Origin of the sequence: Paenibacillus oenotherae, from assembly GCF_019443105.1 — a bacterium.
GTDB lineage: Bacteria > Bacillota > Bacilli > Paenibacillales > Paenibacillaceae > Paenibacillus_Z > Paenibacillus_Z oenotherae.
In genome coordinates this window covers 204,009-227,153 of sequence record NZ_JAHZIJ010000005.1, presented here as the reverse complement: position 1 = coordinate 227,153, position 23,145 = coordinate 204,009, and the positions used below count along the sequence as shown (strand labels likewise).

The 23,145-nt window shown below is 52.5% G+C and carries 24 protein-coding genes and 1 riboswitch; of the genes, 23 read left to right on the top strand and 1 reads right to left on the bottom strand.

The window, feature by feature from the left end:
- Nucleotides 1-41 precede the first annotated feature (41 nt).
- From K0T92_RS10170 to K0T92_RS10155, 4 genes are all read left to right on the top strand, one after another.
- The gene (locus K0T92_RS10170) at nucleotides 42-935 is read left to right on the top strand and encodes a DUF72 domain-containing protein (RefSeq protein WP_219872349.1); all 894 of its coding nucleotides are present in this window, start codon (nucleotides 42-44) and stop codon (nucleotides 933-935) included.
- Between the two features lie 131 nt (nucleotides 936-1,066).
- Nucleotides 1,067-1,492: an RrF2 family transcriptional regulator gene (locus K0T92_RS10165; protein ID WP_219872348.1), complete on the top strand. Its 426-nt coding sequence runs from the start codon at nucleotides 1,067-1,069 to the stop codon at nucleotides 1,490-1,492.
- An 83-nt stretch (nucleotides 1,493-1,575) separates the two neighbouring features.
- A complete protein-coding gene (gene trxA, locus K0T92_RS10160; protein WP_219872347.1) occupies nucleotides 1,576-1,887 on the top strand; it encodes a thioredoxin in 312 nt (103 codons plus the stop codon).
- A gap of 184 nt (nucleotides 1,888-2,071) precedes the next feature.
- Nucleotides 2,072-2,245, top strand: a complete 174-nt coding sequence (locus K0T92_RS10155; protein ID WP_219872346.1) for a hypothetical protein — start codon at nucleotides 2,072-2,074, stop codon at nucleotides 2,243-2,245.
- A gap of 94 nt (nucleotides 2,246-2,339) precedes the next feature.
- Here the strand turns inward: K0T92_RS10155 and K0T92_RS10150 are convergent, their stop codons facing one another.
- On the bottom strand, nucleotides 2,340-2,486 hold the full coding sequence (locus tag K0T92_RS10150; RefSeq protein ID WP_219872345.1) for a hypothetical protein: 147 nt from the start codon (nucleotides 2,484-2,486) through the stop codon (nucleotides 2,340-2,342).
- A 115-nt stretch (nucleotides 2,487-2,601) separates the two neighbouring features.
- Here K0T92_RS10150 and K0T92_RS10145 point away from each other — a divergent pair, with 115 nt between their 5' ends.
- The 19 genes from K0T92_RS10145 (at nucleotide 2,602) to K0T92_RS10055 (ending at nucleotide 23,079) form a co-directional block, all read left to right on the top strand.
- On the top strand, nucleotides 2,602-3,351 hold the full coding sequence (locus K0T92_RS10145; protein WP_219872344.1) for a hypothetical protein: 750 nt from the start codon (nucleotides 2,602-2,604) through the stop codon (nucleotides 3,349-3,351).
- A gap of 165 nt (nucleotides 3,352-3,516) precedes the next feature.
- Nucleotides 3,517-3,984: a copper amine oxidase N-terminal domain-containing protein gene (locus tag K0T92_RS10140; RefSeq protein WP_219872343.1), complete on the top strand. Its 468-nt coding sequence runs from the start codon at nucleotides 3,517-3,519 to the stop codon at nucleotides 3,982-3,984.
- A gap of 49 nt (nucleotides 3,985-4,033) precedes the next feature.
- Nucleotides 4,034-4,726, top strand: coding sequence for a response regulator transcription factor (locus K0T92_RS10135; RefSeq protein WP_219872342.1), 693 nt, complete (start codon nucleotides 4,034-4,036; stop codon nucleotides 4,724-4,726).
- An 18-nt stretch (nucleotides 4,727-4,744) separates the two neighbouring features.
- Nucleotides 4,745-5,980, top strand: a complete 1,236-nt coding sequence (locus K0T92_RS10130; protein WP_246628043.1) for a sensor histidine kinase — start codon at nucleotides 4,745-4,747, stop codon at nucleotides 5,978-5,980.
- A gap of 171 nt (nucleotides 5,981-6,151) precedes the next feature.
- Nucleotides 6,152-7,420 carry an ArnT family glycosyltransferase gene (locus tag K0T92_RS10125; RefSeq protein ID WP_219872341.1) on the top strand — a complete coding sequence of 423 codons (1,269 nt, stop codon included), beginning with the start codon at nucleotides 6,152-6,154 and terminating at the stop codon, nucleotides 7,418-7,420.
- Entirely contained in the window at nucleotides 7,383-8,105 is a 723-nt protein-coding gene (locus tag K0T92_RS10120) for a glycosyltransferase family 2 protein (protein WP_219872340.1), read from the top strand. Before K0T92_RS10125 ends, K0T92_RS10120 begins: the two co-directional genes overlap by 38 nt.
- Nucleotides 8,095-8,484, top strand: a complete 390-nt coding sequence (locus K0T92_RS10115) for a DUF2304 domain-containing protein (protein ID WP_219872339.1) — start codon at nucleotides 8,095-8,097, stop codon at nucleotides 8,482-8,484. The genes K0T92_RS10120 and K0T92_RS10115 overlap by 11 nt, the downstream gene beginning before the upstream one ends.
- A complete protein-coding gene (locus K0T92_RS10110) occupies nucleotides 8,481-10,475 on the top strand; it encodes a copper amine oxidase N-terminal domain-containing protein (protein ID WP_219872338.1) in 1,995 nt (664 codons plus the stop codon). The genes K0T92_RS10115 and K0T92_RS10110 overlap by 4 nt, the downstream gene beginning before the upstream one ends.
- A gap of 132 nt (nucleotides 10,476-10,607) precedes the next feature.
- The gene (gene ychF / locus K0T92_RS10105; RefSeq protein WP_219872337.1) at nucleotides 10,608-11,708 is read left to right on the top strand and encodes a redox-regulated ATPase YchF; all 1,101 of its coding nucleotides are present in this window, start codon (nucleotides 10,608-10,610) and stop codon (nucleotides 11,706-11,708) included.
- A 443-nt stretch (nucleotides 11,709-12,151) separates the two neighbouring features.
- The gene (prfA, locus tag K0T92_RS10100) at nucleotides 12,152-13,225 is read left to right on the top strand and encodes a peptide chain release factor 1 (RefSeq protein WP_219872336.1); all 1,074 of its coding nucleotides are present in this window, start codon (nucleotides 12,152-12,154) and stop codon (nucleotides 13,223-13,225) included.
- Nucleotides 13,226-13,319: 94 nt separating this feature from the next.
- The gene (locus K0T92_RS10095; protein ID WP_246628066.1) at nucleotides 13,320-14,444 is read left to right on the top strand and encodes a N5-glutamine methyltransferase family protein; all 1,125 of its coding nucleotides are present in this window, start codon (nucleotides 13,320-13,322) and stop codon (nucleotides 14,442-14,444) included.
- Nucleotides 14,445-15,261: 817 nt separating this feature from the next.
- Nucleotides 15,262-16,017 carry a stage II sporulation protein R gene (gene spoIIR, locus K0T92_RS10090; protein ID WP_219872335.1) on the top strand — a complete coding sequence of 252 codons (756 nt, stop codon included), beginning with the start codon at nucleotides 15,262-15,264 and terminating at the stop codon, nucleotides 16,015-16,017.
- Between the two features lie 323 nt (nucleotides 16,018-16,340).
- Entirely contained in the window at nucleotides 16,341-17,447 is a 1,107-nt protein-coding gene (locus K0T92_RS10085; RefSeq protein ID WP_219872334.1) for an L-threonylcarbamoyladenylate synthase, read from the top strand.
- Nucleotides 17,448-17,538: 91 nt separating this feature from the next.
- The gene (locus K0T92_RS10080; protein WP_246628041.1) at nucleotides 17,539-18,120 is read left to right on the top strand and encodes a manganese efflux pump MntP; all 582 of its coding nucleotides are present in this window, start codon (nucleotides 17,539-17,541) and stop codon (nucleotides 18,118-18,120) included.
- A 32-nt stretch (nucleotides 18,121-18,152) separates the two neighbouring features.
- Nucleotides 18,153-18,731, top strand: coding sequence for a low molecular weight protein arginine phosphatase (locus K0T92_RS10075; RefSeq protein WP_219872333.1), 579 nt, complete (start codon nucleotides 18,153-18,155; stop codon nucleotides 18,729-18,731).
- A 60-nt stretch (nucleotides 18,732-18,791) separates the two neighbouring features.
- A riboswitch (ZMP/ZTP riboswitch) is annotated at nucleotides 18,792-18,874 on the top strand.
- Between the two features lie 183 nt (nucleotides 18,875-19,057).
- Entirely contained in the window at nucleotides 19,058-19,516 is a 459-nt protein-coding gene (gene rpiB / locus K0T92_RS10070; RefSeq protein ID WP_219872332.1) for a ribose 5-phosphate isomerase B, read from the top strand.
- A gap of 15 nt (nucleotides 19,517-19,531) precedes the next feature.
- Nucleotides 19,532-20,122, top strand: a complete 591-nt coding sequence (locus K0T92_RS10065; protein WP_219872331.1) for a TIGR01440 family protein — start codon at nucleotides 19,532-19,534, stop codon at nucleotides 20,120-20,122.
- An 87-nt stretch (nucleotides 20,123-20,209) separates the two neighbouring features.
- Nucleotides 20,210-21,457 carry a serine hydroxymethyltransferase gene (locus tag K0T92_RS10060; protein ID WP_219872330.1) on the top strand — a complete coding sequence of 416 codons (1,248 nt, stop codon included), beginning with the start codon at nucleotides 20,210-20,212 and terminating at the stop codon, nucleotides 21,455-21,457.
- 170 nt (nucleotides 21,458-21,627) lie between these two features.
- Nucleotides 21,628-23,079 carry a phytoene desaturase family protein gene (locus K0T92_RS10055; RefSeq protein ID WP_219872329.1) on the top strand — a complete coding sequence of 484 codons (1,452 nt, stop codon included), beginning with the start codon at nucleotides 21,628-21,630 and terminating at the stop codon, nucleotides 23,077-23,079.
- The last annotated feature ends 66 nt before the right edge of the window (nucleotides 23,080-23,145 follow it).

The window sequence follows — 23,145 nt, the reverse complement described above, 5'->3', positions numbered from 1 at the left end:
CAGGATGGCGCCTGCAAGTCAGAGAAAGGGGCAGTTGATTCATGATCCGGATCGGATTATGCGGATGGGGCGACCATCCCCGCTTGTATAAAGGCGTCCGGGCGTCGTCCCGCGATAAATTGCCAGCGTATGCGCATTGGCTGTCGACCGTTGAGGTCGACAGCTCTTTCTATGCGGTGCAGGCTCCGGTCTTGGTACAGAGATGGAGCGATGGGACGCCTGCGGATTTTCGCTTCGTTGTGAAGGCCTATCAAGGGATGACGGGACATTCGCGAGGACGTCCCTATGGGTTCTATGACAGCGAGGAAGCGATGTACCATGCTTTTCTTGAATCCATTGCGCCTATGAGAGAGGCGGGCAAGCTTCTGGCGGTATTATTCCAATATCCGCCGTGGTTTGATTGCACACGGACCAATGTTGAGGTGCTGCGTGCAGCAAAGGCCCGGATGGGCGATACGCCCTGTGCATTGGAGTTCCGCCACCAGAGCTGGTTCGCAGGAGTCATGCGGGATAGAACGCTTGAATTTGCCAGGCGGGAAGGGTGGATACATACGGTCTGCGATGAGCCGCAGGCAGGAGAGGGCTCCGTACCGATCGTCGAGGCTGCATCCGATGATCGACTGACCATTGTCCGGCTGCATGGACGGAACAAGGAAGGCTGGGTATCCGCCGCCGGGCAGCCGAATTGGCGGGATGTCCGCTACTTGTACCGCTACAGCGAGCAGGAGCTGGAGGAGTGGGCGGAAAGAGTGAAGCGGATCGAGCAGCTTTCCAGTGCGGTGTGCGTGCTCTTCAATAACAATTCCGGCGGCGATGCGGCGGATAATGCGCTGCGGCTTATGGAGATGCTTGGCCAGCTGCCGCCAAGGGGTTCTTTTGCATCGGGGATGGAGGAGCAGGTTGAACAGCTGGACTTGCTGGATTTATTCGATTGAAGGTTCATTCTGCGGGCAGGTGGTAATGTATAGATGTGGTTTGCCAATCACATAATAGAGCTGAATGTCCCTCGTTGACAAAAACAACTGTAACTGATATGATTACAGTACAAAGCGGGGTGCTGCAAAGCATGAACAGCGAATTTACGATTGCCGTACACAGTCTGGTCTATCTGGCTCATAAGAATGATCGGATGGCTTCAAGCGAAGCGATTGCCGATAATGTGGCCACGAATCCGGCTAGAATACGTAAGGTGATGAGCTGTCTCCGTCGCGGCGGTTATGTCGACACGCGGGAAGGCGCTGGCGGCGGATACCGGTTAACGCTTGATCCTGCTGTAGTCACCTTGGCTGATGTATATCGTCTCATGGCGCAGGGCTCTGTTATTCCGAGCTGGTGCTCGGGTGATCCGGATTCGGATTGCGTGGTGGGCTCCAACATGCGCGAGGTTATGGACGGGATCTTCTGCAAGGCGGAGAAGCAGATGGAAATTTATTTTGACGGCATTACGATCTCCGATGTACTCGGCCAAATTCATGAATGCGAAGAATGCTGAGGAGCGTGCACGATGGATCAGGTGTGACGGGAACTCCCTTATCATACACGGAGTCAGGAATAATTTAGAGAGGATGATTTCATATGGCAGTAGCATTGACGAAAGACAACTTCACTCAAAGCATCGAGAATGGCGTATCTCTGGTGGACTTCTGGGCACCATGGTGCGGACCTTGCAAAATGCAGCTTCCAATCGTCGAGGAGCTTTCTTCTGAACTGGAAGGCAAAGCAGTCATCGCAAAAATCAACGTGGATGAAGAGCCAGAGCTGGCTTCTAAATTCGGCGTTATGAGTATCCCGACGCTGATCCTGTTCAAAGATGGCCAACCCGTTGACAAAATGGTCGGTCTGCAGTCCAAAGATGCGCTCAAAAACAAAATCTCCGGACAACTGTAAGAAGCACCATCTGTAAGAAGCAATGCAAAGGCAGCGAGTATCGCTGTCTTTTTTGCGTGCGGTCATCTCCCGATCGGCAGAAAAGTAGAAATTTTATGCAACTTTTTGAAAATGTAAGCGTTTTATTGTATAATGGAGGTAGTAATCGACAGATAACGACGTAAAGCATATAGGGGGCATGATGATGATGATGAACAAACGGAGCAAAAGAAAAAAGCATTGGCTGCTGGCATTATCTGCCGCGGTTGCATTAACTGCAGCTGTGCCGGGCATTGTTCATGCCGATAAGGCCGTCCCGTCCAGCACACCGGCAAATGGTGGCGTGATGGAGGCCAAGACAGGATCTGAGCTGAATTGACGGGGAAGATGAAGCGTTCCATGATAAGACTTGAAATAAGGATCAGCTGAGTTCCCAAGGGGGGCCGGGCTGATCCTTTTGAATATCAGGCTGACTATTTGTCTGTCTTCTTCTTCACATTGGAGTAATTGCTTACAGACTTCGCGTCCTCGATCGTATCATTCACGAACGCCATGTCCTGATTCTCGGCTTTCATTTGCGTCGTTCCTTTGTAGTTTCCCTGATGCGTATTATTTTCCAATGCATTCACCTCCTGCTGGGTTAGTGATACCACCACCTAGTGTGCGCGATTCCTTGAGATGCCATGCAAAGTAGTCATCAGATGCTTCACTACTATATTATGGAGGTAAGGCAGTATGTATTGTACAGCATGTGGCACGAAGTGTGAGGGACCACAGACATTTTGCGGAAGCTGCGGTCATACGCTCGAAGCTGCGGCTCCAGCGCAGCAGCAAACCAAAACCCCGTCGGCAGATGTGCCGCAAGAAACAGGATCGGCCTCTGTGTCAGATACTGTTCCTGCCAGTGAAGGGGCTAACCATACATTCATTAAGGGCGTTGTTGCGCTTCTTATCATTGCGGTTATTATCTATGTCTTTGCCCAGAATAATCAGTCGGGCTCCGAATTTGCCTATCAGGGGATTGAGCTTGGTGACAGTCTCGACAGCGTGAAGGAAAAGCTGGGTGAGGGTGAAGAGGGAGACACATCGAATCCGGTCGGAGTTATCATGTACAGTTTTGATGATGGTGATATGCAGATTATGATCCGAGATGGTAAGGTTCACGGTATTACGCTGCCCAAAGAGGGGCAACGGCTCGACAATGGAATTGCAATTGGCGTCTCGACAGTCAAAGATGTGATAGAGGAATACGGCGAGGATAAGCTGAGGAATTTTCTTGATAATCAGGATACGATTATTTATATGACGGAGGATGCTATTATTGGCTTTGGAGTGATTTCTTCAGGGGATGATATGTACGAGGGAGATCGAGTTACCAACATGCAGGCATTTGATCGAAACACCCTTGAACGTCTGTCCGGGCAAGATTTCGAGAAAACCTTGAGCAGCGAGCCGCTGAAGTACAAGAGAGAAGCTGCCGAATAGGCGGATCAATAAGCAGACTTGCAAACGCGGTTGAGATTGTCCCGTTGACGGGCAGACTCAACTGTTTGTTTTTTATGAGGAAAAATATGACATGAGAGGAGTAACTTTTCCCGGTGATCTCCGTCTATTCTAATGATAAATGATGGGTAGAAAAGGGATGGGGATATGAAGAGATCTGCATATGTCATGATTGGAATGATGATCGGCATTCTGATCAGCTTCGGGATCGGAGCAAGCGGGGGCAGGCTGGACAGCCTGATCGGCAAGGGGATACAAGGCGAACGGGAGATGTACTTGAATGGGGAGAAGATCGGCACTGCCGTTATTTTCGACGGACAGACCTTTATTCCCGTGCGGTCAATGAATGGTTATTTTGGCATCAACTTCACATTGGACAGCAAAAAGATAGCGTTCGGTTCGGAACCGATCTATGCTATGCGTCCTGCCAAATATAGCTTGTACCAGATCAAATATTCTCGCAGCAAGCAGGAAGAATTGCTGAGAACGACAATTATGGAGATGAATAAGAAGCCGTCACTGTCGTTGGCGGAAAAAAATCATATCGCACTTCTCCGATTTTTACTTGCGAAGTATGAGCTGTGGGAAACAGAATTTCTTCTGGAAAATTCCTGATTCACCCGGTTGTTGATATACTGTAATAGGAATGAAAGGAGCGGCCTGCATGCCTAGAGAAACGATTCTGCTTGTCGATGACGAACCGGAAATTATTAAGCTGATCGAAATCTATCTGAATAATGAAGGATATCATCTGCTGACTGCCTCCAATGGTTTTGAAGCGTTAAGCCAGCTGAATGCAAACCATGTGGACCTGATTATACTTGACGGCATGATGCCGCTGATGGACGGATTTGAAGCGTGTATGAAAATACGCGAGGAGAAGGATACTCCGATCATTATGCTCTCAGCCAAAAGCCAGGATATAGACAAAATTACAGGGCTCAGCATAGGTGCGGACGATTATGTTACGAAGCCCTTCAATCCGCTGGAGCTGATGGCAAGGGTCAAGTCCCAGCTTCGAAGACATAGACGGTTTGGCAGCGTGCGAGAGGAGAATGAAATTGAAATTGACGATCTCGTCATTAATTTTGCCACTCATAAAGTAACAGTCGAGCGACAGGAGATCAAGCTGACTCCAAGGGAATTCGCGATTCTGAAGCTGCTGGCCGTCAACCGCGGCATCGTCCTTAGTATGGACAAGATCTACCAGGAGGTGTGGAATGAGCCCTTCATGGTGTCCAAGAACACCGTAATGGTCCATATCCGCAAGCTCCGCGAGAAAATAGAAAAGGACTCGCAAAATCCCCGTTATATTAAAACGGTATGGGGCATCGGGTACAAGATAGACAATGAGTAACGGACGGGAGGCTGCGCGTTGAATCAGAAATGGTTATATACAATTCGGTGGAAATTCCTTTTCTTCGGCATCATGAGTGCAGCCGCCACTGCTCTGACGCTCTATCTGGGCTATCTCCTGGCCCGGTTCCTGATCACTTATCCGCCGTTCATCCGTCCGCTGAGCTGGATCGTCAACAATATCGGGTCAACGCCTGTCATGATTGTAGCGGGTACGGGGGGATTCATTGCGTTGTTCTTCGTGATGAGCGGGAGCACGATCCGGTATTTGGAGGAGATTAACGACACCTTGCAGGAGATGGGCGAAGGAAGATTCAGCAATAAGCTCCCTGTCCGGACAGGCGATGAGCTGGGGCGGATTGCGGGCAGCATTAACCGGATTTCCAGTGAATTGCAGCATGCGCTGGGCGAGATCACCTCCGGTCTGCAAGCTATCGCGGGCGGCCGGTTCGAGCATCAAATTCCGGTCAAGACGGGAGAGCTTGCGCGGGTGGCGGAGAGTATTAATCAGATGTCGGCGGAGCTGCACCGTTCCATTCAGGATGAGCGCAATGCGGAGAAGACTAAAAATGACCTGATTACAGGCGTGTCGCATGATCTGCGAACGCCGCTCACTTCAATTCTGGGGTTCCTGGAGGTCATCGAGCAGGATCGCTATAAGGATGAGGTGGAGCTCCGTCATTATGTGAATATCGCCTATGAGAAATCGAAAAGCTTAATGAAGCTTATCGAGGATTTGTTCGAATATACCCGGATCGCGGGCGGTCTGCCGCTCAAGCGGGCAGAGCTGGATATCTCCGACTTCGTCAAGCAGTTGGTGGAGGAATATTCGCTGACCTTCGAGCAGGCTTCCATGGCCTGCCGCATTGAGGAAGCGCCGGAACCTCTTGTTATTCTGGCGGATGGCGATATGCTGGTGCGCAGCTTTGAGAATCTGCTGACCAATGCTATACGTTATGGTCACGAGGGCCGCTATGTTGATATTGTCATTGCGCGCTCCGGGGATCAGGCGATTATCCGCTTCATCAATTATGGCGAGCCGATCCCGCAGCATGACCTGCCGTATTTGTTCGATCGCTTCTATCGCGTCGAGCGGTCCAGATCCAAGCAAACCGGCGGCACCGGTCTTGGGCTTGCCATCACCAAGAGCATTATTGAAGCGCATGGCGGCGTCATCAGGGCAGAGAGCAGCCGGGAGCGGACGGTGTTCGAGGCTGCTTTTCCCCTCCACGATGCCGAACTTAAAGATTTGTAAGATAAACTTAAGCGTTTGTTAAGAACTCACGAACAGGGCTGTTAAGATTTCTCTTCTATACTTCTATCAGATGATGGGAGGCGGGAGAGGGACTAACAGCCCTGTTTGCTTTGCGTTCCCTGACATGGCTGCATGAGAGCAGGCAGGCATTGGAGAGGAGACCGTTGCTATATGCGCAAGTGGAAGGGTCGGCTTCAGCCGGCAATACTGCTGCTGATTGTTATTGTGGCTTTGGCCGCTTGGTTAAGAATTGATTTCGTCGCTTCGGTGTCTCATCATGTTTCGCACGATACGATTCATTACGATGCCATGATTCGGCAATGGCTGGAATCAGGCATCTACGCCTATAAGGATACGGAGCCGAACGCGCAGGTGACACCGGGCTACCCGCTCTTTATGGCTGCTGTCTATAGGCTTGTTGATTACACGCAGCATGACCCGTTTCTCTATATCCGTTATATCCAGGTGCTGATGGGAACTGCTATGGTCGTGTTTGTCTATCTGATCGCCCGCCGCTTGAGCGGCCCCTGGACAGGGCTGATCGCAGCAGCGACTGCGGCTGTATATCCATCATTCATATGGGCAACCGGTGCGATCCTGACGGAGACGCAAGCTGCATTGCTGTTCACCCTCTATCTCTACCTGCAATTGATAGTTTTCGACGGGAAGAAAGCAAGATATGCCCTGCTGGCCGGAGGCGCGATGGGGCTGACCGTGCTGACGCGCCCGGAGTTCCTCGTTCTGATGGGAGCAAGCTATCTCTTCTATTGGCTATGGAGCAGGGAAACGGCGCGTACGGCCAAGCTGCTGCTGTTCACGATACTGGGCACAGCTATTGTGCTTTCTCCCTGGGTGATCAGAAATATGGTGACTCTGCATAAGGTGGTAGTCGCTTCAACACAGGTGAATCCTTTTGCGGCGGGTACTTATCCCGATAAAAATTACGAAGACGGCCTGGTTGACCGGCATGGAAAGACCCAGATGGAAGTTGCTGTGGAGCGTCTGAAGGTCGGCTTCTCAACTAAGCCATGGGAATTTACGAAGTGGTACACGGTCGGCAAGCTGAAATACATCTATGCGAAAATGTTCTATGGCAGCGGGCACCAGCCCTACTATCCTGTCATTCCTTACGGCAGATGGCTCCATATGGGTATTGTCGGAATGGGGATCATCTCCTGCCTGGCATTGATCCGCAGCTGGAGGCAGCCCGCCGCGCTCGTTGTCGTGCTGTTGATTGTCTTATCGGTCACCAGGCTTGCTTTCGTACCGGAATATCGCTACAACTTTACGGCAATGCCGCTGCTCATTATTATCGACAGTCTGGTCGGCATGATGATGCTCAGCCGGCTTGCAGCCGCATATCGGATGAAATGGCGAAATTACTTACCTGGAGGAAGAAGAAATGAACAAAGAGATTTTGATCATCATACCGGCCTATAACGAAGCGGAGGGCATACGACAGGTCATCGCGGAAATTCGCGACGCTGTTCCTTATGCGGATATTCTCGTCGTCAATGACGGTTCGAGCGACCACACCGGCTTATTGGCCAAGCTGGAGGGTGCGCTGGTCGCCAATCTGAGCTGCAATCTCGGGATCGGAGGAGCGGTCCAGACGGGTTATCGGTACGCAGCGGCCCGCGGCTACACATTCGCGGCGCAGATGGACGGTGACGGGCAGCATAATCCGGCGGACTTCGCCCGCATGCTGGCGGCTGCGCGTTCGATGAATGCGGATATGGTGGTAGGCTCCCGTTTCGTAGAGAAGCAGGGCTTTCAGTCAACGGCGATCCGGAAGGTCGGGATCAGACTGCTGTCGGGACTGCTGACCGGGCTGCTCGGCCGGAGGGTGACGGATCCGACCTCAGGCTACCGCATTTGCGGCAGAAGGGCCATCGCCTTGTTCGCCCGTGAGTATCCGACGGACTATCCCGAGGTGGAGGCGCTTGTCCTGCTCGATAATTTCCAATATTCCTTTCACGAAATTCCTGTCGTGATGAGCGAGCGTTCCACGGGCACTTCGAGCATTACGTCCCTGAAATCGGTTTATTACATGGTCAAAGTGATTCTCGCGGTGCTGATTACTAGATCGAAGAAAAGAAAGTGGCGGATCGGCTATGAAAATTGACGTTTTTTTCATTAGTTTTCTTATCAGTATCGGTTTTATGGGTACGATTCTCTACCTTATTCGCGGCCGCAAGCTGAGGGAGCAATATTCCCTGCTATGGCTGCTGCTCAGCTTTATTATGATGGTGCTGTCGTTATTTCCCGGCCTGATCGATTGGCTGGCGGGGCAAATTCAGGTTGTTTATGCACCTTCGCTGCTGTACCTGCTGGGGCTTGCCGGGATTCTGTTCATTCTCCTTCATCTGACGATGGCTGTCTCGTCATTGACGAACCGGGTGATTGTGCTGACACAGACGGTTGCCCTGCAGGAGCAAATGCTGATGGAGCGCGATGCCAAGGAACAGGTTGAAGTGCAGGCTCAAATCCAGGAGGGACTATGAACGTTATTCGGCAAGTTGTATTGATCACAGCTGTGACATTGCTATCATTGACATTACTATCTCCGCTCTCGGCGCAGTCCTTGCAGCAGTTGCAGAATTCGGCGGCCGCTGTCAGTACGGGTGAACTGATCTTATATATGAACAGCAGCGTTATGGAGCAGGACGGGCGCAAATACAATGCGGCCCGCGCGCTCACTGTGAAGAAGGGAGTGACGTATGTCAGCTTGCGCGCGCTTACGGAGCGCTTGCAGGGGAGTATCGCCGCTGTTCCCAAGACGAAGGAAACGGTCGTTACCATTGGCGGCACCGAGCTGCGATTGAAAGCCGGAAGCAGCGTTATGCGTGTGAACGGGACGGCGTGGAAGCTGCGGGGTGCTCTGTATGCTGACCGGAACGTGCTGATGATACCAGTGACCGATATGGCGAAGGCGCTGAATATTGCCTATACAGTACCCCTCAATAGCAAAACAATCGTGCTTCAGCTTGCGTTCAAGCCTGTTGTTTCATTCACCGCTGGGCCGGATGAGATTATCGCGGGGGAGACCGTCGTAAACTATGCGACGATGTCTTACTCGCCGAGAGGTCTCGCGATCACCGATGAGCGATGGGAAGGCCGGCAGGAGATGTTCACAGAGCCTGGCGATTATATCGTGCGGTATTCCGCGATGGATTCCGGAGGACAATGGAGCGAGCCTTATGAACTGACGATAAAGGTTGTGCCCCCGAATACACCTCCGGTCGCCTCATTCTCGACAGATAAAGAGGAGTACCGGATGGGCGAGCCGGTTGTCATCAGGGATGAAAGCTCGGATGCGGATGGTGATACCATTGAGCGGAAGTGGAGCAACGGCTTCCCGGCATATTTTGAACCGGGCGAGGTGACGATTGGCCTTACCGTTACAGATGGGCGGGGAGCCTCGGCGGACTCAAGCAAGACAATCCGCATAACGGATGAGAAAATGTACGCGGAGGATGAATTTTACAAGCTGTTCGCGGATATTGGGAAGAGCTTCAGCATTAACAGCGCATCGGTCAAAAATATGGAAGCGATCCCCTTCACATACACGACGGAGCCAGCTACCCTTTTTCGCAGCAGCGGACCTGAATCGGTCTACTCTGAAGGGATTCTGTACCGGGATGATATTGCCGGCGATGTCCGTTTTATGCTTCATCATAAGAACAAGCTGGGGGCTAAGGCGAGGCTGTACATCCTCGCGCAAAATTTGGAAAGTGAGCCGGCCAGCCTATGGATAGGAGCCAGCGGCTCGGCCGGGCCAACGCCGATGCCGGAATTCGCGGGACGGATGTCACTTGCACGGTATTACGAGGCGACAGCAGCGGGAGACAATTCCAGGGAGCTTGTATTGGCGCCAGGGGAGAGCAAAGTTCTGTTCGAGGATATAAGCAGAAAGGCGATGCTGCAGGATGATATTATAACTTTCCACGGGGATGTCTACAGCAGCTCGCGCATTCGTTATACAGCATTGCTGATCGGCGCCGAGCGCGAGCCGATTGCGGCTGTGCCGCTGCTGCCCGCACTTGACCCCCGCCAATCGATTGTGAGGGGCACCTTCGAAGGCGCGACGCGCGTATTCGATTATGCCGGTGTGATCGGTGACCGGACGACGAAGCTTTCCTTGACCGACAATGCGGCAGATCCGTTCATGTCAGGGATGGACGGCTTGAACGGCATGCCAGCCACCAATTCCGGCAATTACGGGCTGCTGTACAAGGTTGTGCTGCGCAATGTCGCTCCGCGCTCATTGATTGCATTCAACCCGCGCGGAGGTTCCTATACGGGAGCGGCGCTAGTTAATGGGAATGTGGTCAGCTTCGCGCATCTCGGCACGGAGCTTTCAACTAATCAGGCGAGCGTGCTGTACCGGACGAAGGATAATGTGGAGACGGTCGAAATCTGGATTACGCCTTCAGCAGGAAGCAATATGCCGTTCTGTCTGCTGTTCATGCCGCTGCCGGAAGAGAAGCAATGAGGCGGCAGATGAACGAGAAACGGAAGATCAGAATAGTTGCTTGAACGGCTGGAGGCGACACTGGGTCTTTCAATGTTGGTTGTCTTCGTCTATAATGGCGGGAGACTATTTAATTAGAGGAGTTGTATAGCTATGCCACTCTCCTGTGGTATCGTCGGACTGCCGAACGTAGGCAAATCGACTTTGTTTAATGCAATTACGCAAGCGGGTGCGGAATCCGCAAATTATCCTTTCTGTACAATTGACCCGAATGTCGGTGTAGTAGAGGTTCCCGATGAACGGCTTGATAAATTGACCGAGCTTGTGACGCCGAACAAAACGGTGCCGACAGCGTTTGAATTTATCGATATTGCAGGTATTGTAAAGGGCGCCAGCAAAGGCGAGGGGCTCGGCAACAAGTTTCTGGCCCACATCCGCGAGGTTGACGCGATCGTTCACGTCGTGCGCTGCTTCCAGGATGAGAATATTACGCATGTCTCCGGCAAAGTTGATCCTATCGGAGATATTCAGACGATCAATCTGGAGCTCGTTCTGGCTGATCTGGATTCCGTCGAGAAGCGTATCGACCGTTCCCGCAAAAACTTAAAGGGCGGCGACAAAAAGTATGTGCAGGAGATTGAGGTGCTGGAGCGGATCAAGGAAGCGCTCTATGCGGATAAGCCTGCTCGCAGTTTGGAGCTAAGCGAAGATGAGCGGTTGCTCGTCCGTGACCTGCATCTGCTTACGATGAAGCCTGTGCTGTATGCAGCTAATGTGAGCGAGGCGGAAGCGGCCAATGCGGACGGGAATCCTTTCGTGCAGCTGGTTCGGGAGTTCGCTGCGGAGGAAGGCGCGGAAGTAGTGCCGATCAGCGCGAAGGTGGAAGCGGAAATTTCCGAGCTGGAGGGCGAGGACAAGGAGATGTTCCTTGAAGAGCTCGGGCTTGCGGAATCCGGCCTCAACCGGTTGATCCGTGCTGCATACAAGCTGCTCGGTCTGTACACCTACTTTACGGCGGGTGTTCAGGAGGTTCGGGCGTGGACAATTCGCAAAGGAATGAAAGCGCCGCAGGCTGCGGGCGTTATTCATACGGACTTTGAGCGTGGCTTCATACGCGCCGAGGTTGTCTCTTACGATGATTTGGTCGCCGCAGGCTCGATGAATGCTGCCAAGGAGAAGGGACAGCTGCGTCTTGAAGGCAAGGAGTATGTTGTGAAAGACGGCGATGTAATGCATTTCCGCTTCAACGTATAGAAGCTGCTGACAGAGGACCCGGGCGACCGGGTTCTTTTGCGCGTGAAGAGGGCTCGGGCCCGGCGCGCGGTGCCATCGCGGCACGCGGTGCCGGGTGCTGGGTGCTCGGTCACACGTCGGCAGCAGGGTATGCTGTTTTTTCTCTTTTGCCCACTATCCCCAAAGCTCAGAGAGAAGAGAACCCGGTGCTCGAAAAGAGTAAGGAATTAAGAAAGGGTTGCTGCACTTCTGTTGCTTGGCTTGCGCATAGAGCGGGTGCATTCACGCTATTGCCTGTCGCGATCGCTCGGCTGAGCGAAGGGGATAGTGGCCCAAGGCGGGGCTGAGCCGCTGCTTCGTATTGTTTTCCTGAAAAAGTCACGTTTATGGAATGTACCGCGATATGTTATACTAATAAGAACGACATGATGGCAAAAAATTAATGACTGTAGAGGTGAATAGCTGTGTTGGACCGTTTGCAAGCGCTCGCTGACCGATATGATAAGTTGAGTGAGCTGTTGTGCGATCCGGATGTGGCAAGTGATCCTAAGCGGCTGCGCGATTTGTCCAAGGAACAATCGGATTTGCAGCCTGTTTATGAGGCATATACGGAATATAAGGGGATCATCGACCAGCTTGAGGACGCCAAGGCAATGCAGGGCGAGAAGCTTGATGATGAGATGCGCGAGATGGTAAAGATGGAGATGGAGGAGCTCACTGGCCGCAGGGATGAGCTGGAGCAGGAAATTCACGTGCTTCTGCTTCCTAAGGATCCCAATGATGACAAGAATGTTATTGTGGAGATTCGCGGCGCGGCTGGCGGGGACGAGGCGGCATTGTTCGCGTCTGACCTGTACCGGATGTATATGAAGTTCGCCGATTCCCAAGGCTGGCGTGTGGAGCTGATGGAAGCGAATGAAAGCGATCTGGGCGGCTATAAAGAGGTCATCTTCATGATTACAGGCAAGGGCGCCTATAGCAAAATGAAATTCGAGAGCGGCGCGCACCGCGTACAGCGTATTCCGGTGACAGAGTCGGGCGGACGGATTCATACATCAACCTCGACTGTTGCTGTTATGCCCGAGGTTGAAGAGGTCGAGATCGAGATTCTTGATAAAGATATTCGGATTGATACTTTTTGCTCCAGCGGAGCTGGCGGGCAGTCCGTTAATACGACCAAATCGGCTGTTCGTGTTCTGCACGTTCCGACAGGCATTATGGCGCAGTGTCAGGACGGCAAATCGCAGAATGAGAACAAAGCCAAAGCGCTGCAGGTGCTGCGTGCGCGCATATCGGATATTCGCCGTCAAGAGGAAGAGGCGAAATATGCGGGTGAGCGTAAAAGCAAGGTTGGCACAGGCGACAGAAGCGAGCGGATTCGTACTTACAACTATCCGCAAAGCCGTGTAACGGATCATCGCATTGGTCTGACGCTGCACAAGCTGGATTCTGTAATGAATGGCGATATGGAAGAGATTATTAATGCGCTGACGCTCACCGCGCAAGCGGAAATTATGGAGCGCGAGAACCTGGCTTAATGCGCGGCTGAACGGAAGTGGCGCGGGCAGAAGATTGCCAGGGGAGCAACGCATGGTGCAATGGATATAGAGAGGGGCGCTGGTCATGAGAGACATGATGGATGGCGCTGGTTTCGGTGGTGGCGGAAGTCCGTCCCGGCAGCCGTTAACGATTGGGGAAGCCTGCATGCAGGCTTCTTTGTTTTTGGAGGGGCGCGGGGTTGGTGAACCGCGTGCGAATGCAGAGCGGCTGATCATGCATTTGCTCCGTTTGGAGCGGGCTGAGCTGCTGCGGGACTGGCGGGACGTATTTCCCGCAGATCTGACTGCAGCATGGGAGCGTCTGGTGAAACGGAAAGCTGACGGGGAACCCGTGCAGTATATTGTCGGCGAGCAATGGTTCTATGGCTTGCCGTTTGCCGTGACGCCGGCCGTCCTTATTCCACGGCCGGAGACGGAGCTGCTCGTCGAGGCCGTCATTGCGGCCGCTGACCTGCTGTGGCCGGAGGCGGCCGCTGGTGGAGGCGGCGCTGGTGGTGATAGCAGAGGCGGCAGCGACAGTGGTGAAGGCGGCAACGATGGCAGCGACGGTAGTGAAGGCAACGGCGATGGCGATTGTGGTACAGGAGACGGCAGCGGGGGCGGCGCCCCGCTTGGCAGTGGCGTGCCGACGGTGGTTGACGTCGGCACCGGCAGTGGCGCCATAGGCGTGACGCTTGCGGTGCAGCGTCCGCTATGGCGCGTGCGCGCGTCCGATCTGTCGCCGGACGCGCTGGCAGTCGCCCGCACGAACGCCGCCAGCCATCGGGCGGCGGCCCGCATGGCGTTCGTGCAGGGCGACCTGCTCGCGCCATTCGCGGAGCGGCGCGAGAGCAGCGAAGGTGCAGCGGATGCCGATGGCTCCGCTGGGCTTCGCATCGATGTGCTCGTCTCCAACCCGCCGTATATACCGGCTGGAGACATCGCTGGCTTACAGCGTGAGGTGCGCGATCATGAGCCGCGCCTAGCATTGGATGGCGGCTCGGATGGCCTCGCGCCATACCGGCGCATGCTCGCGCAGCTGCCGCAGCTTGCTGCGGTGCCTCGCATCGTAGCATTCGAGCTCGGCCTCGGGCAAGCCGAGGACGTGGCAGAGATGCTGCGCGCCTACGGTGCGTGGCGCGACATTCGTATCATCCGCGATTATGCCGGAATTGACAGGCATGTGATAGCTATTGACGCTGCACCTTCGCTGATCTGAATATGTCACAGTCACAGTAGCAGTAGCAGCTATACTTGTGATGTCACTGTGATTTGGTCGCAGTTCAGTTGCATGGTTGGCTGCGGTGTGGCTACGGTTGCAGGGTTAGTAGTTAGTAGTTAGTAGTTAGTAGTTAGTAGTTAGTAGTTAGTGGGTAGTAAATGTGAAGTGTAGTAGTTGAATAGTTGTAGGGTGCGGTAATGTGGTTATACTCGACAGGTAGAGAAAAAGCCTGCGTAAATACAGGAATTTCGGTTGAATTAGCCATATTTATTAGAATAACTGCGACACTGCAGGAATATCAGCTAAATTTGACCTATATCGGGCAAATACGGAATAATTCCTGCGTTTTGGCAGGCAATTGATCCCCAGCAAGCCAGAATGAGAGAAAGCCTGCACTATTGCAGGAATGCTCGACGCATAGACGTAGACGTGATCCTCCCTGGCACTATTGCAGGAATGCTCGACGCATAGACGTAAACGTGATCCTTCCAGGCTCTATTGCAGGAATGCTCGACGCATAGACGTAGACATGATCCTCCCTGGCACTATTGCAGGAATGCTCGACGCATAGACGTAGACGTGATCCTCCCAGGCACTATCGCAGGAATGTTCGACGTTTGCGTGGAATCGTTCCGCTAGGCTAAGGAAGCTCAGGCAGCTTCCTGCCGCTCAGTGCAGAGCAATGGCTCTATTCCAAATTGTTTTCATAGAGTCGATAGGTTTAAAGAGAAGAGAGTGCGGACATACTGGAACTATAGTCGTTCCGGGACGCAAGCTGGTGCACCGACGGGTGCCGCAAAGGAGCTTGTTGAATATGATCCGCACTTATTCTCGTTTTCCTTATCGTTCGTCGTATGGCTACTTGTTTCTAGCATTGATTATGCTGTTACTAAGCTGGGAGAGTCAAAAAGCCGATGCTGCTATTGCGGGCGGCGACATTCCTCAGGAGTCTATCCGTCTTCGCATACTTGCCAATTCTGATTCTGCAGCTGATCAAGCGGTCAAGAGACAGGTCCGTGATGCGGTCGTTGCTGAAATTAATAGTTGGATTGAAACTTCCGGCACGCAAACAATCGAGGAAGCACGCCAATCTATCCGTGGACATATGAAGGATATTGAAGGGGTAGTGGCGGCTGAACTGCGTGAGCGCGGATTTACATACAGCTTCAAGGCAGAGCTTGATATTGTCCCTTTCCCAACTAAAATATACGGCAGCAAGGTGTATCCGGCAGGAAATTACGAGGCGCTGCGCATTACGCTCGGCAATGGCGCCGGAGAGAACTGGTGGTGCGTGCTTTTCCCGCCGCTGTGCTTCGTTGATGCAGTTAGCGGTGAAGCGTCGGCAGCAGGCTCCGATCAAGCGGCAGAGGCCGCAAAGGCCGAACAAAAGACAGAGACCAATCAAGTGAGCGAGACTGTCCACAGTACTGTCGTTGATTCAATAGCCGCGGCTGCTGCAGGGCAGGCTGAGACTGCTGCCATTGGAGCAGAGGAAGCGCCGGAGGTTAAATTTTTCCTCTGGGAAATGCTTGAATCACTCTGGGGATTCCTCTCCGGTCTGTTCAGCTAAAGGTTGTCTCTCATCGCTCTGTTCAGTCAGAGGAGGCGTTCTCCATCGGGTTGTTCAGCTAAAGGTTGTCTCTCATCGCTCTGTTCAGTCAGAGGAGGCGTCCTCTCACCAGGTCTGTTCAGCTAGAGGCTGCTCGCTGATCGGCTTGTTCGCCTGCCAGGCCGTTCTCTGCTCGGTCATGCAAGAAGAAAGAGGTCGCTGCGGGCGGCCTTTTCTTGATCCTGCCTCTTATTCTCTTCAGTGAGTAAAGCTATGCGGTTTGCGGGTATGGTATAATAGGAGTTATTTGGCGTAATTCTAATACATTAAGGATTGAATTGTTGATGAGCTTAACACAACTGTGGCGAGTGGACGCTGATCCTGCGAATGCGCAGAACGGGGAACAATATGCCGAGGCTGCCCAACTGCTGCAGGGAGGCGGAACGGTCGCTTTTCCAACGGAAACGGTATATGGATTAGGTGCTGATGCCTGCAATACAACGGCGGTGGAGCGGATTTTCGCTGCAAAAGGAAGGCCGTCAGACAATCCGCTTATTGTACATATTGCTGACATGAAACAACTGGATGACCTCATACTGCCCACTGGCCAGCTGGCCCGGATGCTTATGAACCGATTCTGGCCCGGACCGCTTACGATTGTACTGCCGGTCAAGCCTGGTGCTGTGTCGCCAAAGGTTACCGCCGGACTGGACACAGTAGCGGTGCGCATGCCCGCACATCCTGTAGCGCGCCAGCTGATCGCCGCATCGGGACGCCCGATTGCAGCGCCAAGCGCGAATCGTTCGGGACGTCCCAGTCCGACCACAGCAGCGCATGTAATCGATGATCTGGACGGACGGATTGACGCTGTCTTGGACGGCGGGACAGCCGGAGTAGGCCTTGAGTCAACGGTCATCGAACTGGTGGACGAGGAAACGGTGCGAATTTTGCGTCCCGGCGGGGTAACCGCTGAACAGCTGCTTCAGCTTGCGGCAAAGGTGGAATATGATTCATCCAGCGCACCCGACGCTTCCGGGCACAACGACGGAGGAGGCGCTGCCGAGCCTGGGTTAGAGGCGCCGCGCTCGCCAGGGATGAAATATACGCACTACGCTCCGCGCGGAGATATGCAGCTCGTTCAAGGCGAGGCCGCCGAGGTGGCCGCTTGCATTCAATCGGCTGCAAGGCAGGCGCGATCCCGTGGCGAACGGACAGGCGTGCTGGTCTTCGCGGAGCATGCCGCTCTGTACGGGGAAGAGGAGCATGTCATCGTGCTCGGCCGATTATCGGCTCTGGATGAGGCGGCGCAAGGCCTGTATGCTGCGCTTCGTGCATTTGATGACCGCCAAGTGCAGCGAATATGGGCGGAGACCTGTCCGGAAGCGGGGATCGGCCATGCGCTGATGAACCGGCTCTCCAAAGCTGCCGGACATCGAATCACCCGAGTGTAGCCGAGTAGCTCTATCTCTCACCTGTCCTCTCTTCCAAGACGACCGTGAGCCGTCATCTTTCCAATCTTGTCCGCATATGCTTGGAGGGAGAATGCGAACAGGGGGAATTCGGGTGATGGAGGCGGGCATGGAGGCCGGGCAGCTGCTTACACTGCTCATCATAGCACTGGCTCTCGGTATGGATGCTTTTTCCCTCGGTATCGGAATTGGGCTTCGCGGGATACGGCTGCGGGATATTATCAAATTGAGCGCAATCATTGCGCTGTTCCATATAATAATGCCGTTAATGGGCATAATTACGGGCAAATATGTCAGCTCGATGCTCGGCAATGTGACGACGATCGTAGCTGGAGGACTGCTGCTTCTGCTGGGCGCCCATATGATCTACAGCTCTTTTCGCGGGAGCAATGAGTTGATTATTGATCATCGCTCGGGGCTCGGCGTACTTCTTTTCTCCCTGAGCGTCAGCATCGACTCCTTCTCAACAGGCATCTCTCTGGGGATGTTTGCTGCGGATATATGGCTGACGGTGCTGCTGATCGGATTTTTCGGCGGATTGATGTCCATCCTGGGGTTGATGCTCGGCACAAAAATCAGCTCCAGCCTTGGTGAATACGGAGAAGCTTGCGGCGGTGTCATTTTATTTACCTTTGGGCTGCTGTTTCTTTTTTAATGACATGACATGATCAAAGGAGTGCGATTGCTTTGAAACGGATCTTGTTCGTATGCACGGGCAATACGTGCCGCTCGCCTATGGCGGAAGCGATGTTAAAGGAACTGGCTAATAAAAGCGGGCTCCAGCTTGAAGTCCGTTCTGCGGGTGTTTCTACGATTGACGGATTGCCTGTCTCCACACATGCCCAAACGATATTGCGCAGCCGCAATTATCCTTCCTCAGGCAGCTCCAAAGCACTTGACGGCGGTTCGATCGGCTGGGCGGATCTGATTCTTACGATGACAACGGGGCATAAGCGCAATCTGCTGCAGCGGTTCCCCCAAGCGGTGGACAAGACGTTCACGCTCAGAGAATATGTTGCCAGCGATGAGTCTGTCCTGACGGATATTGCCGAGCTGGAGGCATTGTATACGGAATGGCAGATGAAGCAGGCGCTTGGGCAGCAGTTGGGCGGCGAGGAACGGGGCCGTCTGCTGGAGCTGGAGCAGCGCATCCCGAGCTTCGATATCGCCGATCCTTTCGGCGGATCGATTCAGGTGTATGAGCGAAGCGCGGATGAGATCGAGCAAATGCTGCACAAATTGATCGACAAGCTTGCAGCGTTATAAAATCGGTGTTTAGCGCATTGATTTTCCGGCGGCAATCCGTTATGATAAAGGCACATACAAGGTTTCCGATGTAACTGGCGACGAAAGTGGATGAAACCACGGTGGAGCATCGGATCATACGGCCGGTCGCCTGGGCAAAGAGCAGCGTGTAGTATACACGTGTTGCTCTTTTTTCGTTTTTTTCCATGGAATCAGGTATACTAGTATCGTTATGATTCGACAAATTATGCTTTGGGCTGCCTAGGCTCTGAAGCAGGTTGACGAGCAAGCTCTGCCCGCAGTTTCGGGGCCGGGATTTGCAACAACGTTTAGGAGGGTTATACGTTATGAAAATCGCCATTGGCGCTGATCACGGGGGATATCGCCTGAAAGACGAGCTGGTTCCGCTGATGCAGTCGCTTGGCCACGAAGTGGTGGATGTGGGCTGCAGCTGCGATCAATCGGTAGATTATCCCGACTACGCACTTCCGGTCTGTGATCTGGTTGCGCAAGGCAAGGCGGATCGCGGTATTCTTGTATGCGGTACGGGCATTGGGATGTCCATCGCTGCCAACAAGATCCCCGGCATCAGATGTGCGCTCGTCCATGACACATTCTCGGCCAAAGCTACACGCGAGCACAACGATACGAATGTGCTGGCGTTAGGCGAACGTGTCATTGGTCCCGGACTGGCACAGGATATTGTTCGAATCTGGCTGGAGACACCGTTCTCCCACACTGATCGTCATGTCGGACGTGTTAACAAGATTAAGGAGATTGAATCCAAATACGCCTCTCACCCTTAAAGGAGCGGGATAGCGATGAGTGAACAACAAGTACTTAACTTTACAACACTTGCAATCGACGTGGAAAAGGTGGTTCGCGAGCTGGCCGAAGCCGCCGGACTGCGCGCAGGAGAGCTGCTGATACTCGGAGTAAGCACAAGCGAGGTGCAGGGGCAGTATATCGGCACGTCAGGCACATTGGAGACAGCGGAGGCGATCTATCGGGGCGTCGAGGCTGCTCGGCGCGATATCGGATTCCATCCCGTCTATCAATGCTGCGAGCACTTGAACCGTGCACTTGTCATGGAGCGGGGGGTCGCTGAGCGATTGGGACTGGAGCTGGTCTCCGCGATTCCGATGCCAAGAGCAGGCGGGTCGATGGCGGCTTACGCCTACCGCCAGCTGGCGGATGCCTGCCTGGCAGAAACCGTGCAGGCTCATGCCGGTATCGATATCGGCGATACTTTTATCGGCATGCACTTGCGCCGGGTAGCGGTGCCGGTGCGTCCTTCCATAAGGACAATAGGCTTCGCGCATGTCACGATGGCTTATTCGCGCCCCAAGCTTATCGGCGGCAGCCGCGCCGTCTATACCGTAGAGGAATCTGCAGGCGGCACGTGCGATTAGCAATGGATATATAGAGTTTTTTTCGATTATTAAACCAATCAGGCGTACGCACAGAGCGCAGGATCATACCAAGGAGGATATTAGACAATGGAAAATTTGCGTAAACAAGACCCGGAAGTACTAAAGGCACTCGGACTGGAACTGCAGCGTCAACGCGACAACATCGAGCTGATCGCATCAGAGAATATCGTATCGGAAGCGGTTCTGGAAGCGATGGGCACCGTACTGACGAATAAATATGCGGAAGGCTATCCGGGCAAACGCTACTACGGCGGCTGCGAGCATGTCGATATCGTGGAGGATATTGCCCGCGAGCGTGCAAAAGAGCTGTTCGGCGCTGAGCACGTGAACGTGCAGCCACACTCCGGAGCGCAAGCGAACATGGCTGTATACCTTGCGGCGTTGCAGCCGGGCGACACGGTTCTTGGTATGAACCTCGCTCACGGCGGACACTTGACGCACGGCAGCCCGGTTAACGCATCCGGCTTGCTCTATAACTTTGTTGCTTACGGCGTGAATGAAGAGAGCTTCACCATTGATTATGAAGAGCTCCGCAAGCTGGCATTTAAGCACCGCCCTCGTATGATCGTTGCTGGCGCATCTGCGTATCCGCGCATTATCGATTTCGAGAAAATCGGCCAAATTGCCAATGATGTAGGCGCATTGTTCTTCGTCGATATGGCTCATATCGCTGGACTTGTAGCTGCTGGTCTGCACCCGAACCCAGTACCGCACGCGCACTTCGTAACGACAACGACGCACAAAACGCTTCGCGGTCCTCGCGGCGGTATGATTCTGTGCCGCAAGCCGTGGGCGGCTGCGATCGATAAAGCTGTATTCCCTGGTTCCCAAGGCGGACCGCTCATGCACATTATCGCTGCAAAAGCGGTTGCGCTTGGTGAAGCTCTTCAGCCATCCTTCAAAGAGTATGGCAAGAACGTTGTAGATAATGCTAAAGCATTGTCCGAGGCACTTATTGGACATGGTATCAACCTTGTATCCGGCGGTACGGACAATCACCTGATGCTGATCGATCTGCGCAACTTGAATATTACGGGTAAAGATGCTGAGCATGTACTGGATTCCGTTCAAATTACGGTTAACAAGAACGCGATTCCGTTTGATCCGACAAGCCCGTTCGTAACAAGCGGTGTTCGCGTTGGTACGCCAGCGGCATCGGCTCGCGGTATGGGTGTGGAAGCGATGAAAGTGATCGCGGAAGTTATTGCGATGACGCTCAAGAATCCTAAGGATGAAGCGGTACTTGAAAAGGCTCGCGGCATGGTTCGTGACCTGACTGCACAATACCCGCTGTACCCTGGTATGACTTACTAATTATTTCTATCGGTGAAAGCTGCTTCCGCCGTCTGTGATCAGACGCTGCGGAGGCAGCTTTTTTTGCGTTGCATCAAACTCCAAATATCAACATTGATGTTTACAATAGTTGACAATAATATACTATTTAGCTATATTATTTTTTGATTAGCAAATTTGGAGGTTTTTAAATGTATGATGCGATTATCATTGGGGCAGGGCTAGGCGGTCTTACAGCAGGAAGTATATTGGCGAAGAACGGCTATAAGGTACTTATGCTTGAAAAACACAGGATTGTCGGGGGTTTCGCCACGATATTTCGCAGGAAAAAATGGGCTTTTGACGTATCTCTCCATAGCTTGTGTGGACTTGCGGAGGGAGGAAGAATGAATAAAATTTTTCATGATTTAGGTATATTAGACAAAGTTAAATTCCATCGTTCTACAGTACTTTACAAAGCTTGGTTCCCTGATTTTGAAATTCATGCGGATGGGGACTTGGAAGTCTACAAATCTACCTTATTCGCGCACTTTCCCGAAGAAAGGGAAGGAATTAATGGATTATTTGATACATTCCTCCAAATAAGAGATGAGATTCTAAATCCAAAGGGTCCGATAGACGCATTAAAAAAATATCATGAAGCTACTTTGCAGGATATGATAAATGAATTTATTACAGATTTACGGCTTCAATCCATTATTGGCCAGTTATCTGGTTATTTCAGTTTGCCCCCTGCCGAACTTTCGGGAATTATGTTTGCCTATGCGTGGACGGACTATCACATTTATGGAGGCTTCTACCCGGATGGAAGATCGCAGGATATTTCTAATGCATTAAGAGACGTTATCCTTGAGAATAACGGGCTTATATTGACTGGGGAAGAGGTTACAGAAATAAAGATTGATGGAACGGCTTTGAAAACTGTACATACAAAAAAAGGCGGAGTCTATCAAGCAAGCAAGGTGATCTCGAATGCAGATCCTCTTCAAACGCTATCGCTGGTGAAATCAGACAATCCGATTTCCAAGAGATTCGTTGATAGAGTGAGCGGCATCGTGCCCAGCTATTCCTGTATACAGCTCTATCTTATTGTTGATTGCAACTTTGCCGAGGAGTATGACGAACGCAATCATGAAGTATTTGTGAACGAGGACTACCATATTAATGGGGTCACCGAACATATCTCTAATGGACACTACGATAAGATGTCATATTGTATTACCCTCTATGACAATTTAGTTCCGAACTATCAACAAGCAGATGGATCAACGATTATTTTAACGCAATGGGTGGATTATGAAGATTGGGCTCATTTAAGCGAGGAAGATTATACGGATAAGAAACGCAAGTTGACTGATCTTCTAATCGCCAGGCTGGAAAAGCTGTACCCCTCTATTAGCACAAAAATATTGCATGCAGAGCTAGCGACTCCCAAAACAGTAAAGCGATACACCAATCATTATAACGGAGCTGTTTACGGCGCAGCGCCTACTGTTGCTCAATCGATGAATAGAGGCGTATCACCTGTAACCCCCATCAAAGATCTATTTCTTATCGGGGGCTGGGTACGGCCTGGCGCAGGGTACAGCGGAGTGATCTCCGGCGGGTATGATCTGGCTAATTTGATGCTTGCAAATAAATAATAGTCGCAACTACGCTCCTTCCAGTCCTATACAGTATGCTTTGAAACCGTTATCAATGAGGTGAAC